Here is a 13,598-nt window from a genome sequence, read left to right as displayed (position 1 = left end):
CCTTACCAAACACTACGTTCGGTGATTACGACGATCAGGCAGTCGCCTTGTCGTCCTTCTTAAGACTTGCAGGCGGCCAGTTGTCGAGGCGCATGCCGAGGGACAGACCGCGGGAGGCCAGAACGTCCTTGATTTCAGTCAAGGATTTCTTGCCCAGGTTCGGAGTCTTCAACAGCTCTACTTCGGTACGCTGAATCAGGTCGCCGATGTAGTAGATGTTTTCCGCCTTAAGGCAGTTAGCCGAACGTACAGTCAGTTCCAGATCGTCAACCGGGCGAAGCAGGATCGGATCGATCTCGTCTTCCTGCTCGACAACCACTGGCTCACTGTCACCTTTGAGGTCGACGAACGCAGCCAACTGCTGTTGCAGAATGGTTGCCGCGCGACGGATTGCCTCTTCAGGATCCAGAGTACCGTTGGTTTCCAGATCAATAACCAGCTTGTCCAGGTTGGTACGCTGCTCGACACGGGCGTTTTCCACCACGTATGCGATACGGCGAACCGGGCTGAACGAAGAGTCGAGCTGCAAGCGACCGATGCTGCGGCTTTCGTCTTCATCGCTCTGACGCGAGTCGGCTGGTTCATAACCACGACCACGAGCTACGGTGAGCTTCATGTTCAGGGCGCCGTTAGACGCCAGGTTAGCGATTACGTGATCGGGATTAACGATCTCGACATCATGATCCAGCTGAATATCGGCAGCGGTAACCACCCCCGAACCCTTCTTCGACAAGGTCAGCGTAACTTCGTCACGGCCGTGCAGCTTGATAGCCAGACCTTTAAGGTTCAACAGGATTTCAATTACGTCTTCCTGTACACCTTCGATGGCGCTGTACTCGTGGAGCACACCGTCAATCTCGGCCTCGACTACTGCACAGCCAGGCATTGAGGACAACAGGATGCGGCGCAGCGCGTTGCCCAGGGTGTGGCCAAAACCACGCTCGAGAGGCTCGAGAGTGATCTTGGCGCGGGTTGGACTGACAACCTGCACATCAATGTGGCGGGGTGTCAGGAACTCATTTACCGAAATCTGCATGGATGCACCTATTTTCTAGCCCTTACTTGGAGTAGAGCTCGACAATCAGGCTTTCGTTGATGTCGGCGGACAGATCACTGCGAGCTGGAACGTTCTTGAAAACGCCCGACTTCTTCTCAGTGTCTACTTCTACCCATTCTACGCGGCCACGTTGGGCACACAGATCGAGAGCTTGGACAATGCGAAGTTGGTTTTTTGCTTTCTCGCGAACAGCAACCACGTCACCAGCACGAACCTGATACGACGGAACGTTTACGGTCTGACCGTTTACGCTGATCGACTTGTGCGATACCAGCTGGCGGGATTCGGCACGAGTCGAACCAAAGCCCATACGGTATACAACGTTGTCCAGACGGCATTCGAGCAGTTGCAGCAGGTTTTCACCGGTTGCACCTTTCTTGCCAGCAGCTTCTTTGTAGTAGCCGCTGAACTGACGCTCGAGAACGCCGTAGATACGACGGACCTTCTGCTTTTCACGCAGTTGGGTGCCGTAGTCGGACTGGCGACCGCGGCGTTGGCCGTGGATACCAGGTGCTGCTTCAATGTTGCACTTCGATTCGATCGCGCGCACGCCGCTCTTCAGGAAGAGATCGGTGCCTTCGCGACGAGCGAGTTTGCATTTTGGACCAATGTAACGAGCCATTCTTTACAATCTCCTGGATTACACGCGGCGCTTCTTCGGCGGACGGCACCCGTTGTGCGGGATTGGCGTCACGTCGGTGATGCTGGCGATCTTGTAGCCACAGCCGTTCAAAGCGCGGACTGCGGATTCACGACCTGGACCTGGACCTTTGACGTTGACGTCGAGGTTTTTCAGGCCGTATTCCAGCGCAGCTTGACCAGCACGTTCAGCTGCTACTTGAGCAGCAAACGGGGTGGACTTGCGGGAACCGCGGAAACCCGAACCACCGGAGGTAGCCCAGGAAAGAGCGTTACCTTGACGGTCGGTGATGGTCACGATGGTGTTGTTAAAAGATGCATGGATGTGGGCGATGCCATCAACCACTGTCTTTTTAACTTTTTTACGAGGACGAGCAGCAGGTTTTGCCATGATTAAATTCCTGTCGATTCGCTGGGGCGATTACTTGCGGATCGGCTTACGCGGACCTTTACGGGTACGCGCGTTGGTCTTGGTACGCTGACCGCGTACTGGAAGACCACGACGATGACGCAGACCGCGATAGCAACCGAGGTCCATCAAGCGCTTGATTTTCATGTTGATTTCGCGACGCAGGTCACCTTCAGTGGTGAACTTCGCCACTTCGCCACGCAGCTGTTCAATTTGCTCGTCGCTCAGATCTTTGATCTTTGCTGCTGGGTTTACCCCAGTCTCTGCACAAATTTTCTGTGCAGTAGTGCGACCAACACCATAGATGTAGGTCAGCGAGATAACAGTATGCTTGTTATCTGGAATGTTAACGCCTGCAATACGGGCCATTCAGTGGGACTCCAATTGACAGCTACCTACGCCCCGGAAGCCAAGAAATAGGGCGCGAGATAATATCGCTGTAATAACAAATAATCAACCCGGTAGCGCACTAGCTACCGGGCTTGAAGCACAATCACACTCAGCCTTGGCGCTGTTTGTGACGCGGTTCCGCGCTGCAAATTACTCGAACAACACCTTCGCGGCGAATAATCTTGCAGTTACGGCACAGCTTTTTCACCGATGCACGAACTTTCATCACCAACTCCTCGAACCTTATGGGTCAGCGCAGCATGCCGCTGCCGTAACCCTTCAGGTTGGCTTTCTTCATCAGGGATTCGTACTGGTGCGAAACGAGGTGCGATTGTACTTGGGACATGAAGTCCATCACAACCACGACGACGATCAGCAACGAGGTCCCGCCAAGGTAGAACGGAACGTTGGCTGCAACCACCAGGAACTGGGGCAACAGGCACACGGCCGTCATGTATAGAGCACCGAACAGGGTCAAGCGAGTCAGAACGCCATCAATGTAGCGCGCAGACTGCTCACCTGGACGGATGCCCGGAATAAAGGCACCGGACTTCTTCAGGTTTTCCGCTACGTCTTTCGGATTGAACATCAACGCCGTATAGAAGAAGCAGAAGAAAATAATCCCTGCACTAAACAGCAGAATATTCAACGGCTGACCAGGAGCGATCGACTGCGAGATGTCCTGCAACCAGCCCATACCTTCAGACTGACCGAACCAGGCACCCAACGAAGCCGGGAACAGCAAAATGCTGCTCGCGAAAATAGCCGGAATAACACCGGCCATGTTCACCTTCAGCGGCAAGTGGCTAGTCTGCGCAGCAAACACCTTACGGCCTTGCTGACGCTTGGCGTAGTGAACAGCAATACGACGCTGACCACGCTCAATGAACACCACGAAACCGATAATCGCTACTGCCAGCAAACCGATGGCAACCAGGGCGAAGATATTGATATCACCCTGACGTGCAGACTCGAAAGACTGCCCGATCGCTCTCGGAAGACCGGCGACGATACCCGAAAAAATCAACATCGAGATACCGTTGCCAACACCACGCTCAGTAATCTGCTCACCCAGCCACATCATGAACATCGCACCAGCCACAAATGTGGTTACCGCAACGAAATGAAAGCTGAAATCAGCAGTAAACGAAACGCCCTGCCCCGCCAGGCCGATGGACATGCCAATGGCCTGGACAAGAGCAAGAGCGACGGTGAGGTAGCGGGTGTACTGGCTGATCTTGCGACGGCCAGCTTCACCTTCCTTCTTCAACTGCTCCAGCTGCGGGCTGACGGCTGTCATCAACTGCATGATGATCGATGCCGAAATGTACGGCATGATCCCCAGTGCAAAGATGCTCATCCGCTCCAGCGCGCCGCCGGAAAACATGTTGAACAAGCTAAGAATGGTCCCCTCATTCTGTCGAAACAGGTCCGCGAGTCGGTCCGGGTTGATACCTGGAACCGGGATGTGTGCGCCTATTCGGTAGACGATAATCGCCAGGAACAGAAAACGCAGACGAGCCCAGAGTTCAGACATACCGCCTTTGCCGAGCGCAGAGAGAGCACCTTGCTTAGCCATTTATTCCTCGAACTTGCCGCCAGCTGCTTCGATAGCCGCACGCGCACCTTTGGTGGCGCCGATTCCCTTGCCGATAGTGACAGCGCGAGTCACTTCACCGGACAGCATGATTTTCACACGCTGTACGTTGACGTTGATCACGTTGGCATCTTTCAGGGACTGCACGGTGACGATGTCGCCTTCCACTTTAGCCAGCTCGGACAGACGCACTTCTGCGCGATCCATGGCTTTCAGGGAAACGAAACCGAACTTCGGCAGGCGACGATGCAGCGGCTGTTGACCGCCTTCAAAGCCTGGAGCAATGGTGCCACCGGAGCGGGAGGTTTGACCTTTGTGACCACGGCCACCAGTCTTACCCAAACCACTACCGATACCACGGCCCGGACGATGCTTTTCGCGACGGGAACCCGGCGCTGGACTCAGATCATTGAGTTTCATCGATTAACCCTCGACACGCAGCATGTAGTAAGCCTTGTTGATCATCCCGCGATTCTCGGGAGTATCCTGGACTTCTACAGTGTGACCGATGCGACGCAGACCCAGACCCTTAACGCACAGTTTGTGGTTAGGGATGCGGCCGGTCATGCTTTTGATCAGCGTAACTTTAACGGTAGCCATGATCAGAAGATCTCCTTGACGCTTTTGCCACGCTTGGCGGCAATGGATTCAGGAGACTGCATTGCTTTCAAACCCTTGAAAGTGGCGTGAACCACGTTTACCGGGTTAGTCGAGCCGTAGCACTTGGCCAGAACGTTCTGAACGCCAGCAACTTCGAGAACGGCACGCATTGCGCCGCCAGCGATGATACCGGTACCTTCAGAAGCAGGCTGCATGTACACCTTCGAAGCGCCGTGAGCGGACTTCATTGCGTACTGCAGAGTGGTGCCGTTCAGATCAACCTGGATCATGTTGCGGCGAGCAGCTTCCATTGCCTTCTGGATCGCAGCAGGCACTTCACGCGACTTGCCACGGCCGAAGCCAACACGGCCTTTACCATCACCAACCACGGTCAACGCGGTGAAAGTGAAGATACGGCCGCCTTTAACGGTTTTGGCTACGCGGTTAACTTGAACCAGCTTCTCGATGTAGCCTTCGTCGCGCTTTTGGTCGTTATTTGACATAACTTAGAACTCCAGCCCAGCTTCACGAGCAGCATCAGCCAGCGCTTTAACGCGGCCGTGGTACTTGAAGCCAGAGCGGTCGAAAGCCACCTGCGAGACGCCAGCGGCCTTAGCACGCGTAGCGACCAGCTGGCCAACCTTAGTGGCCGCGTCGATGTTGCCAGTGGCGCCATCACGCAGTTCTTTATCCAAAGTCGAGGCACTTGCCAGGACTTTGTTGCCGTCGGCCGAGATGACCTGGGCGTAGATGTGCTGCGACGAGCGGAACACGCAGAGACGCACGACTTCGAGTTCGTGCATTTTCAGGCGTGCTTTGCGAGCGCGACGCAGTCGAGTAACTTTTTTGTCGGTCATTTGCTATGCCCTACTTCTTCTTGGCTTCTTTACGACGGACGACTTCGTCCGCGTAGCGCACACCTTTGCCTTTGTACGGCTCTGGTGGACGGAAGTCGCGGATCTCGGCGGCCACTTGACCTACCAGCTGCTTGTCGATGCCCTTGATCAGGATATCGGTCTGGCTAGGAGTCTCAGCGGTGATGCCTTCCGGCAGTTCGTAATCCACTGGGTGCGAGAAGCCAAGAGCCAGGTTCAGCACTGTGCCTTTAGCTTGCGCTTTGTAACCAACACCGACCAGCTGGAGCTTGCGCTCGAAGCCTTGGCTTACGCCTTGGACCATGTTGTTTACCAACGCACGAGTGGTACCAGCCATTGCGCGAGTCTGTTGATCGCCATTGCGAGCAGCAAAACGCAGCTCACCGGCTTCTTCAACGATCTCAACGGACGAATGGATGTTCAGTTCGAGAGTGCCCTTGGCACCCTTCACCGAAAGCTGTTGGCCTGCGAATTTTACTTCGACACCGGCTGGCAGCTTAACGGGGTTCTTAGCGACGCGAGACATGCTTATCCCCCCTTAGAACACAGTGCAAAGAACTTCGCCGCCGACACCGGCAGCGCGCGCAGCACGATCAGTCATCACACCCTTGTTGGTGGAGACGATAGACACACCGAGACCGCCACGAACTTTCGGCAGATCTTCGACGGACTTGTACTGACGCAGGCCTGGACGGCTAACGCGCTTCACTTCTTCGATAACCGGACGGCCTTCGAAGTATTTCAGCTCGATAGACAGCAGTGGTTTGGTTTCGCTGCTGATCTGATAACCCGCGATGTAACCTTCGTCCTTCAGGACTTTGGCAACAGCTACCTTCAAAGTAGAAGATGGCATGCTTACGACGGACTTTTCAGCCATCTGGGCATTACGGATTCGAGTTAGCATGTCCGCTAACGGGTCCTGCATACTCATGGGCTAGACGCTCCTAATACAGAAAAATTAGCCTCGCGGCTACTACGTGTCGCCGAGAATCTCCGAGCGTATAAAACACGGGCTCAGGCGAGCCGGGTATTCTAGACACACCCCAGAAATGAAGCAAGCCCCAAAAGGGGCTTGATTCAGATTCAAGGCCACCGGTGGTCAGGATCTTGCGACCCCGAACACCGAGACTTTGACAGTATTTACCAGCTGGCTTTAACCAGACCTGGTACGTCACCACGCATTGCCGCTTCACGCAGCTTGTTACGGCCGAGGCCGAACTTGCGGTAAACGCCGTGCGGACGACCAGTCAGGCGGCAGCGGTTACGCATGCGCGAGGCGCTTGCGTCACGTGGCTGCTTCTGCAGGGCTACTGTAGCTTCCCAACGCGCTTCTGGACTTGCGTTCAGATCAACGATGATTGCTTTCAGTGCTGCACGCTTCTTGGCGTACTTGGCAACCGTGAGCTGACGCTTCAGCTCGCGGTTTTTCATGCTCATCTTGGCCATTTTCCTACTCCAATCAGTTGCGGAACGGGAATTTGAAAGCACGCAGCAGAGCGCGGCCTTCATCATCGTTCTTGGCAGTGGTGGTCAGGGTAATGTCCAGACCGCGGAGAGCATCGATCTTGTCGTAGTCGATTTCCGGGAAGATGATCTGCTCTTTTACGCCCATGCTGTAGTTACCACGACCATCGAAGGACTTGGCATTCAGGCCGCGGAAGTCGCGAACCCGAGGCAGGGAGATCGAAAGCAGACGATCCAGGAACTCGTACATACGCTCACGGCGCAGGGTCACTTTGACGCCGATCGGCCAACCTTCACGGACTTTAAAGCCAGCGATGGATTTGCGAGCGTAGGTCACAACGACTTTCTGGCCGGTGATCTTTTCCAGGTCAGCAACAGCGTGCTCGATGACTTTTTTGTCGCCGATCGCTTCGCCCAGACCCATGTTCAGGGTGATTTTGGTAACGCGCGGAACTTCCATCACGTTCGAAAGCTTAAGTTCTTCCTTAAGTTTCGGAGCGATTTCCTTCCGGTAAATCTCTTTTAGTCGTGCCATGGTCTTCTACCTAGCAGTGTTCAAGCATCAACCGCTTTTTGGGTCGACTTGAAGACACGAATTTTCTTACCGTCTTCTACTTTGAAACCAACGCGGTCAGCCTTGTTGGTTTCGCCGTTGAAGATGGCGACGTTGGAAGCGTGCAGTGGCGCTTCTTTCTCGACGATACCGCCTTGTACGCCCGACATCGGGTTAGGCTTGGTATGGCGCTTGACCAGGTTCAGACCACCAACAACCAGACGGTTGTCAGCAAGAACCTTCAGCACCTTACCGCGCTTACCTTTGTCTTTGCCGGCGATCACGATGATCTCGTCGTCACGACGAATCTTTTGCATGTCGGATCTCCTTACAGCACTTCTGGGGCGAGCGAGACGATCTTCATGAACTTCTCAGTACGAAGTTCACGGGTCACTGGCCCAAAGATACGGGTGCCGATCGGCTCTTGCTTGTTGTTCAGAAGAACAGCAGCGTTGCCATCAAAGCGGATAATGGAGCCATCGGCACGGCGTACGCCGTGACGAGTGCGGACTACAACAGCAGTCATCACTTGGCCTTTTTTCACTTTACCGCGAGGAATTGCTTCCTTGACGGTAACCTTGATGATGTCACCGATACCAGCGTAACGACGATGGGAGCCACCCAGCACCTTGATGCACATAACACGGCGAGCGCCGCTGTTATCGGCCACATCGAGCATGGATTGAGTCTGAATCATATAATTTCTCCGACCCCTAGTCCTTAGACTTCCACAGCGCGTTCGAGAACATCAACCAGCGCCCAAGACTTGGTCTTGGCCAAAGGACGAGTTTCACGAATAGTGACTTTGTCGCCGATGTGGCACTGATTGGTTTCGTCGTGCGCGTGCAGCTTAGTCGAACGCTTAACGTATTTACCGTAGATCGGGTGCTTAACGCGACGCTCGATCAGAACGGTGATGGTTTTGTCCATCTTGTCGCTGACAACACGGCCAGTCAGCGTACGGACAGTTTTTTCGGCTTCAGCCATGATTACTTACCTGCCTGCTGGTTGAGCACAGTCTTCACGCGAGCGATGTCACGCTTAACTTGCGAGAGCAGATGAGACTGCCCCAACTGGCCAGTTGCTTTCTGCATACGCAGATTGAACTGGTCGCGCAGCAGGCCGAGCAGTTGCTCGTTCAGCTGCTGTGCGGATTTTTCACGAAGTTCATTCGCTTTCATCACATCACCGTCCGTTTAACAAAGGAGGTGGCGAGCGGCAGCTTTGCAGCAGCCAGGGCGAAAGCCTCACGCGCCAGCTCTTCAGAAACACCCTCGATTTCATACAGGACTTTGCCTGGCTGAATCTGGGCAACCCAGTATTCCACGTTACCCTTACCTTTACCCATCCGAACTTCGAGTGGCTTTTTGGAAATAGGCTTGTCCGGGAATACACGGATCCAGATCTTGCCGCCACGTTTTACGTGACGGGTCAGAGCACGACGCGCTGACTCGATCTGACGAGCGGTGAGACGACCACGAGCAACAGACTTCAGCGCGAACTCGCCGAAGCTGACTTTGCTACCGCGCAATGCCAGGCCACGGTTGTGACCAGTCATTTGCTTGCGGAACTTCGTACGCTTTGGTTGCAACATTTGGCGTACCCCTTACTTAGCAGCTTTTTTACGAGGCGCTGGTGCTTGTGGTTTCAGTTCTTCTTGGCGACCACCAATTACTTCGCCTTTGAAGATCCAAACCTTTACACCGATCACACCGTAAGTGGTGTGAGCTTCGTAGTTGGCATAGTCGATGTCGGCACGCAGGGTGTGCAGTGGCACACGACCTTCGCGATACCATTCAGTACGTGCGATTTCAGCACCGCCGAGACGACCGCTCACTTGGATTTTGATGCCTTTGGCACCAATGCGCATGGCGTTCTGTACAGCGCGCTTCATAGCGCGACGGAACATTACGCGACGCTCCAGCTGCTGAGCTACGCTCTGCGCAACCAGCATACCGTCGAGCTCCGGCTTGCGGATCTCTTCGATATTGATGTGCACAGGCACACCCATTTGCTTGGTCAGGTCCTGACGCAGTTTCTCAACATCTTCACCTTTCTTCCCGATAACGATACCTGGACGAGCGGTGTGGATGGTGATACGTGCAGTTTGGGCCGGACGATGGATATCGATACGGCTTACGGACGCGCTTTTTAGTTTGTCTTGGAGATACTCACGCACCTTCAGATCAGCGAACAAGTAGTCCGCATAAGTCCGACCGTCTGCGTACCAGACGGAGGTGTGCTCCTTGACGATTCCCAGGCGAATGCCAATGGGATGTACTTTCTGACCCATCTCTTCGACTCCGTTACTTGTCAGCAACCTTGACAGTGATATGGCAAGACCGCTTGACGATGCGATCAGCACGGCCTTTGGCACGTGGCATGATGCGCTTCAGCGAACGCCCTTCGTTGACGAAAACGGTGCTGACCTTCAGGTCATCAACGTCTGCGCCTTCGTTATGCTCGGCGTTGGCTACGGCCGACTCCAGCACTTTCTTCATGATCTCGGCGGCTTTCTTACTGCTGAAAGCCAACAGGTTGAGCGCTTCGCCCACCTTCTTCCCGCGGATCTGGTCGGCGACCAAGCGGGCTTTCTGGGCGGAGATTCGAGCGCCCGACAACTTAGCGGCTACTTCCATTTCCTAACCCCTTAACGCTTGGCTTTCTTGTCTGCCACGTGCCCGCGATAAGTGCGGGTACCGGCGAACTCGCCCAGTTTGTGGCCGACCATGTCTTCGTTAACGAGAACTGGGACGTGTTGACGACCGTTGTGTACTGCGATGGTCAGACCGACCATTTGTGGCAGGATCATCGAACGGCGCGACCAGGTTTTAACTGGTTTGCGATCGTTCTTTTCCGCCGCCACTTCGATCTTCTTCAGTAGGTGAAGATCGATAAAAGGACCTTTTTTCAGAGAACGTGGCACTGTCGTATCCCTCTATTTACTTGCGACGACGGACGATCATTTTGTCGGTACGCTTATTACCACGAGTCTTCGCGCCCTTAGTCGGGAAGCCCCATGGCGATACCGGATGACGACCACCAGAGGTACGACCTTCACCACCACCATGTGGGTGGTCAACCGGGTTCATGGCAACACCACGAACGGTTGGGCGAACGCCACGCCAGCGTTTGGCACCAGCTTTACCCAGCGAACGCAGGCTGTGCTCGGAGTTCGAGACTTCGCCCAGGGTCGCACGGCACTCAGCCAGCACTTTACGCATCTCACCAGAACGCAGACGCAGGGTCACGTAGACACCTTCACGAGCGATCAGCTGAGCCGAAGCACCAGCGGAACGAGCGATCTGCGCGCCTTTACCTGGCTTCAATTCGATGCCGTGTACGGTGCTACCAACTGGAATGTTACGCAGTTGCAGAGCGTTGCCCGGCTTGATCGGTGCCAGAGCACCTGCGATCAGCTGGTCGCCAGCGCTCACGCCTTTAGGGGCGATGATGTAGCGACGCTCGCCATCTGCGTACAGCAGCAGAGCGATGTGAGCAGTACGGTTTGGATCGTATTCGATACGCTCGACAGTGGCAGCGATGCCATCTTTGTCGTTGCGACGGAAGTCGACCAGACGATAATGCTGCTTATGACCACCACCGATGTGACGAGTGGTAATACGGCCATTGTTGTTACGACCACCAGACTTCGACTTCTTCTCGAGCAGCGGTGCGTGAGGAGCGCCTTTATGCAGCTCCTGGTTGACCACCTTGACCACAAAACGGCGGCCAGGGGAAGTCGGTTTGCATTTAACGATTGCCATGATGCACCCCTTCCTTACTCAGCACTGCTGCTGAAATCGAGATCTTGGCCTGGCTGAAGGGAGATAACTGCCTTCTTCCAGTCATTACGCTTGCCCAGACCGCGAGCAGTGCGCTTGCTCTTACCCAGAACATTCAGGGTAGTAACACGCTCTACTTTCACGCTGAACAGGCTTTCGACGGCCTTCTTGATTTCCAGCTTGGTTGCATCAGTAGCAACCTTGAAAACGAACTGGCCTTTCTTGTCTGCCAGAACCGTAGCCTTCTCGGAAACGTGCGGGCCAAGCAGAACTTTAAATACGCGTTCCTGGTTCATCCCAGCAGCTCCTCGAATTTCTTCACGGCCGACACGGTGATCAACACCTTGTCGTATGCGATCAGACTAACTGGATCGGAACCTTGCACGTCACGTACATCTACGTGTGGCAGGTTACGAGCAGCCAGGTACAGGTTCTGATCAACAGCGTCCGACACGATCAGAACGTCGGTCAGGCTCATGTTGTTCAGTTTGCCCAGCAGGTCTTTGGTTTTCGGCGTCTCAACGGCGAAATCCTGAACCACGACCAGACGATCAGTACGCACCAGCTCAGCAAGGATGGAACGCATTGCTGCGCGATACATCTTCTTGTTCAGCTTCTGGGAGTGATCCTGTGGACGAGCTGCGAAAGTGGTACCGCCGCCACGCCAGATTGGGCTACGGATAGTACCGGCACGAGCACGGCCAGTACCTTTCTGACGCCATGGGCGCTTACCGCCACCACGAACGTCGGAACGGGTCTTTTGCTGCTTGCTACCCTGACGGCCGCCGGCCATGTAGGCCACGACTGCTTGGTGAACCAGCGTCTCGTTGAACTCGCCGCCAAATGTCAGTTCGGAAACTTCGATCGCTTGAGCGTCATTTACATTTAATTGCATGTCAGCTTCCCCTTAACCGCGAGCCTTGGCTGCTGGACGTACAACCAAGTTGCCGCCAGTAGCGCCAGGAACAGCGCCCTTGACCAACAACAGATTGCGTTCAGCGTCCACGCGCACTACTTCGAGGGACTGCACGGTCACGCGCTCAGCGCCCATATGACCGGACATTTTTTTGCCCTTGAATACACGACCAGGAGTCTGGCACTGGCCGATAGAGCCTGGAACGCGGTGGGATACGGAGTTACCGTGGGTGTTATCTTGCCCGCGGAAATTCCAACGCTTGATCGTACCCTGGAAGCCTTTACCCTTGGACTGACCGGTTACATCAACCAGTTGACCAGCGGCGAAGATTTCAGCGTTGATCAGATCGCCGGCCTGGTACTCGCCTTCTTCAAGACGGAATTCCATTACGGTACGACCAGCGGCAACGTTCGCCTTGGCGAAGTGGCCAGCCTGAGCTGCTGTTACACGCGAAGCGCGACGCTCGCCGACAGTGACTTGCACTGCACGATAGCCATCGGTCTCTTCAGTTTTGAACTGGGTGACGCGATTCGGCTCGATCTCAATGACCGTGACCGGAATGGAGACACCTTCTTCGGTGAAAATACGGGTCATACCGCATTTACGACCGACTACACCAATAGTCATGTTGTAAACCTCATGAGTGTACGGGGCTTTCACCCGCTATGGCCGCCCATTTCAGAGCGTTACACGACTAAGACCGAGTCTTAGCCGAGGCTGATCTGCACTTCCACACCGGCCGCAAGATCAAGCTTCATAAGAGCATCAACGGTTTTATCCGTTGGCTGGACGATGTCCAGAACGCGCTTATGAGTACGGATCTCGTACTGGTCACGCGCGTCTTTGTTGACGTGCGGGGAGACCAGAACGGTGAACCGCTCTTTACGGGTAGGCAGTGGAATTGGACCACGCACTTGAGCACCAGTACGTTTCGCGGTTTCCACGATTTCCTGGGTTGATTGGTCGATCAGGCGATGGTCGAAAGCCTTCAACCTGATACGGATTTGCTGATTTTGCATTGGATTTCAGACTCCGGCTGCTATTCCCACCGGGCGCAATACGCCCGTTAAAAGGAGGCGCAATTCTATAGACGCCCCAGATAGGTGTCAACCCAATAAAAAAGCCCCCGCTGAGCGGGGGCTTTCTCAAAGCATCAAAGCCATCTCAAAAAAGAGATTACTCGATGATTTTGGCTACAACACCAGCACCAACAGTACGGCCGCCTTCACGGATAGCGAAGCGCAGACCGTCTTCCATTGCGATGGTTTTGATCAGGGTAACAGTCATCTGAATGTTGTCACCTGGCATTACCA

The 13,598-nt window shown here is 54.6% G+C and carries 27 protein-coding genes and 1 pseudogene; all 28 read right to left on the bottom strand.

Translation table 11 applies throughout. From position 1 onward, the window contains the following. Positions 1 to 34 precede the first annotated feature (34 nt). Complete coding sequence (gene rpoA / locus D8V06_RS28160; protein ID WP_003186012.1) at positions 35 to 1,036, bottom strand: DNA-directed RNA polymerase subunit alpha; 1,002 nt, start codon at positions 1,034 to 1,036, stop codon at positions 35 to 37. Between the two features lie 22 nt (positions 1,037 to 1,058). Continuing rightward, on the bottom strand, positions 1,059 to 1,679 hold the full coding sequence (gene rpsD, locus D8V06_RS28155) for a 30S ribosomal protein S4 (RefSeq protein ID WP_003176404.1): 621 nt from the start codon (positions 1,677 to 1,679) through the stop codon (positions 1,059 to 1,061). A gap of 18 nt (positions 1,680 to 1,697) precedes the next feature. Next, positions 1,698 to 2,087: a 30S ribosomal protein S11 gene (gene rpsK / locus D8V06_RS28150; RefSeq protein WP_002555466.1), complete on the bottom strand. Its 390-nt coding sequence runs from the start codon at positions 2,085 to 2,087 to the stop codon at positions 1,698 to 1,700. Positions 2,088 to 2,117: 30 nt separating this feature from the next. Further along, positions 2,118 to 2,474, bottom strand: a complete 357-nt coding sequence (gene rpsM, locus D8V06_RS28145; RefSeq protein WP_009045849.1) for a 30S ribosomal protein S13 — start codon at positions 2,472 to 2,474, stop codon at positions 2,118 to 2,120. Positions 2,475 to 2,604: 130 nt separating this feature from the next. Continuing rightward, the gene (rpmJ, locus tag D8V06_RS28140) at positions 2,605 to 2,721 is read right to left on the bottom strand and encodes a 50S ribosomal protein L36 (RefSeq protein ID WP_002555468.1); all 117 of its coding nucleotides are present in this window, start codon (positions 2,719 to 2,721) and stop codon (positions 2,605 to 2,607) included. Positions 2,722 to 2,745: 24 nt separating this feature from the next. Continuing rightward, positions 2,746 to 4,074: a preprotein translocase subunit SecY gene (gene secY / locus D8V06_RS28135; RefSeq protein ID WP_130932252.1), complete on the bottom strand. Its 1,329-nt coding sequence runs from the start codon at positions 4,072 to 4,074 to the stop codon at positions 2,746 to 2,748. After that, positions 4,075 to 4,512, bottom strand: coding sequence for a 50S ribosomal protein L15 (gene rplO, locus D8V06_RS28130; protein WP_003228720.1), 438 nt, complete (start codon positions 4,510 to 4,512; stop codon positions 4,075 to 4,077). A gap of 3 nt (positions 4,513 to 4,515) precedes the next feature. Continuing rightward, complete coding sequence (rpmD, locus tag D8V06_RS28125) at positions 4,516 to 4,692, bottom strand: 50S ribosomal protein L30 (protein WP_003176408.1); 177 nt, start codon at positions 4,690 to 4,692, stop codon at positions 4,516 to 4,518. Positions 4,693 to 4,694: 2 nt separating this feature from the next. Further along, on the bottom strand, positions 4,695 to 5,195 hold the full coding sequence (gene rpsE, locus D8V06_RS28120) for a 30S ribosomal protein S5 (RefSeq protein ID WP_003186035.1): 501 nt from the start codon (positions 5,193 to 5,195) through the stop codon (positions 4,695 to 4,697). A gap of 3 nt (positions 5,196 to 5,198) precedes the next feature. Continuing rightward, positions 5,199 to 5,549 (bottom strand): 50S ribosomal protein L18, encoded by a 351-nt coding sequence (rplR, locus tag D8V06_RS28115; RefSeq protein ID WP_003186037.1) that lies wholly within the window; start codon positions 5,547 to 5,549, stop codon positions 5,199 to 5,201. Between the two features lie 10 nt (positions 5,550 to 5,559). After that, a complete protein-coding gene (gene rplF / locus D8V06_RS28110) occupies positions 5,560 to 6,093 on the bottom strand; it encodes a 50S ribosomal protein L6 (RefSeq protein ID WP_003176412.1) in 534 nt (177 codons plus the stop codon). Positions 6,094 to 6,105: 12 nt separating this feature from the next. Beyond that, the gene (gene rpsH / locus D8V06_RS28105) at positions 6,106 to 6,498 is read right to left on the bottom strand and encodes a 30S ribosomal protein S8 (protein WP_003228724.1); all 393 of its coding nucleotides are present in this window, start codon (positions 6,496 to 6,498) and stop codon (positions 6,106 to 6,108) included. Between the two features lie 209 nt (positions 6,499 to 6,707). Continuing rightward, the gene (gene rpsN / locus D8V06_RS28100; protein ID WP_003176414.1) at positions 6,708 to 7,013 is read right to left on the bottom strand and encodes a 30S ribosomal protein S14; all 306 of its coding nucleotides are present in this window, start codon (positions 7,011 to 7,013) and stop codon (positions 6,708 to 6,710) included. Positions 7,014 to 7,026: 13 nt separating this feature from the next. Next, on the bottom strand, positions 7,027 to 7,566 hold the full coding sequence (rplE, locus tag D8V06_RS28095; RefSeq protein ID WP_003210069.1) for a 50S ribosomal protein L5: 540 nt from the start codon (positions 7,564 to 7,566) through the stop codon (positions 7,027 to 7,029). A gap of 20 nt (positions 7,567 to 7,586) precedes the next feature. Beyond that, on the bottom strand, positions 7,587 to 7,901 hold the full coding sequence (gene rplX / locus D8V06_RS28090) for a 50S ribosomal protein L24 (RefSeq protein WP_003186046.1): 315 nt from the start codon (positions 7,899 to 7,901) through the stop codon (positions 7,587 to 7,589). Between the two features lie 11 nt (positions 7,902 to 7,912). Next, a complete protein-coding gene (gene rplN / locus D8V06_RS28085) occupies positions 7,913 to 8,281 on the bottom strand; it encodes a 50S ribosomal protein L14 (protein WP_002555479.1) in 369 nt (122 codons plus the stop codon). Positions 8,282 to 8,304: 23 nt separating this feature from the next. Then, the gene (gene rpsQ / locus D8V06_RS28080; RefSeq protein WP_003176419.1) at positions 8,305 to 8,571 is read right to left on the bottom strand and encodes a 30S ribosomal protein S17; all 267 of its coding nucleotides are present in this window, start codon (positions 8,569 to 8,571) and stop codon (positions 8,305 to 8,307) included. Positions 8,572 to 8,573: 2 nt separating this feature from the next. Continuing rightward, entirely contained in the window at positions 8,574 to 8,765 is a 192-nt protein-coding gene (rpmC, locus tag D8V06_RS28075; RefSeq protein WP_002555481.1) for a 50S ribosomal protein L29, read from the bottom strand. Next, positions 8,765 to 9,178 carry a 50S ribosomal protein L16 gene (rplP, locus tag D8V06_RS28070; protein ID WP_003228729.1) on the bottom strand — a complete coding sequence of 138 codons (414 nt, stop codon included), beginning with the start codon at positions 9,176 to 9,178 and terminating at the stop codon, positions 8,765 to 8,767. The genes rpmC and rplP overlap by 1 nt, the downstream gene beginning before the upstream one ends. A 12-nt stretch (positions 9,179 to 9,190) precedes the next feature. Continuing rightward, entirely contained in the window at positions 9,191 to 9,877 is a 687-nt protein-coding gene (rpsC, locus tag D8V06_RS28065) for a 30S ribosomal protein S3 (RefSeq protein WP_003176422.1), read from the bottom strand. 13 nt (positions 9,878 to 9,890) lie between these two features. After that, positions 9,891 to 10,223 (bottom strand): 50S ribosomal protein L22, encoded by a 333-nt coding sequence (gene rplV, locus D8V06_RS28060; RefSeq protein ID WP_003103908.1) that lies wholly within the window; start codon positions 10,221 to 10,223, stop codon positions 9,891 to 9,893. 11 nt (positions 10,224 to 10,234) lie between these two features. Beyond that, the gene (rpsS, locus tag D8V06_RS28055) at positions 10,235 to 10,510 is read right to left on the bottom strand and encodes a 30S ribosomal protein S19 (RefSeq protein ID WP_002555486.1); all 276 of its coding nucleotides are present in this window, start codon (positions 10,508 to 10,510) and stop codon (positions 10,235 to 10,237) included. A 16-nt stretch (positions 10,511 to 10,526) separates the two neighbouring features. Then, positions 10,527 to 11,351 carry a 50S ribosomal protein L2 gene (gene rplB / locus D8V06_RS28050; RefSeq protein ID WP_003186055.1) on the bottom strand — a complete coding sequence of 275 codons (825 nt, stop codon included), beginning with the start codon at positions 11,349 to 11,351 and terminating at the stop codon, positions 10,527 to 10,529. A 14-nt stretch (positions 11,352 to 11,365) separates the two neighbouring features. Further along, entirely contained in the window at positions 11,366 to 11,665 is a 300-nt protein-coding gene (gene rplW / locus D8V06_RS28045; protein ID WP_002555488.1) for a 50S ribosomal protein L23, read from the bottom strand. Further along, entirely contained in the window at positions 11,662 to 12,264 is a 603-nt protein-coding gene (gene rplD / locus D8V06_RS28040) for a 50S ribosomal protein L4 (protein ID WP_003228735.1), read from the bottom strand. The genes rplW and rplD overlap by 4 nt, the downstream gene beginning before the upstream one ends. Positions 12,265 to 12,276: 12 nt before the next feature. Beyond that, complete coding sequence (rplC, locus tag D8V06_RS28035) at positions 12,277 to 12,912, bottom strand: 50S ribosomal protein L3 (protein ID WP_003186059.1); 636 nt, start codon at positions 12,910 to 12,912, stop codon at positions 12,277 to 12,279. A gap of 80 nt (positions 12,913 to 12,992) precedes the next feature. Further along, positions 12,993 to 13,304 carry a 30S ribosomal protein S10 gene (gene rpsJ, locus D8V06_RS28030; RefSeq protein WP_003186070.1) on the bottom strand — a complete coding sequence of 104 codons (312 nt, stop codon included), beginning with the start codon at positions 13,302 to 13,304 and terminating at the stop codon, positions 12,993 to 12,995. Positions 13,305 to 13,461: 157 nt separating this feature from the next. Beyond that, positions 13,462 to 13,598: pseudogene (locus tag D8V06_RS28025) on the bottom strand (elongation factor Tu); the annotation flags it as partial.

The organism is Pseudomonas sp. Sample_24 (assembly GCF_004307605.1).
Lineage (GTDB): Bacteria > Pseudomonadota > Gammaproteobacteria > Pseudomonadales > Pseudomonadaceae > Aquipseudomonas.
This window is presented reverse-complemented; position numbering and strand designations above follow the sequence as displayed.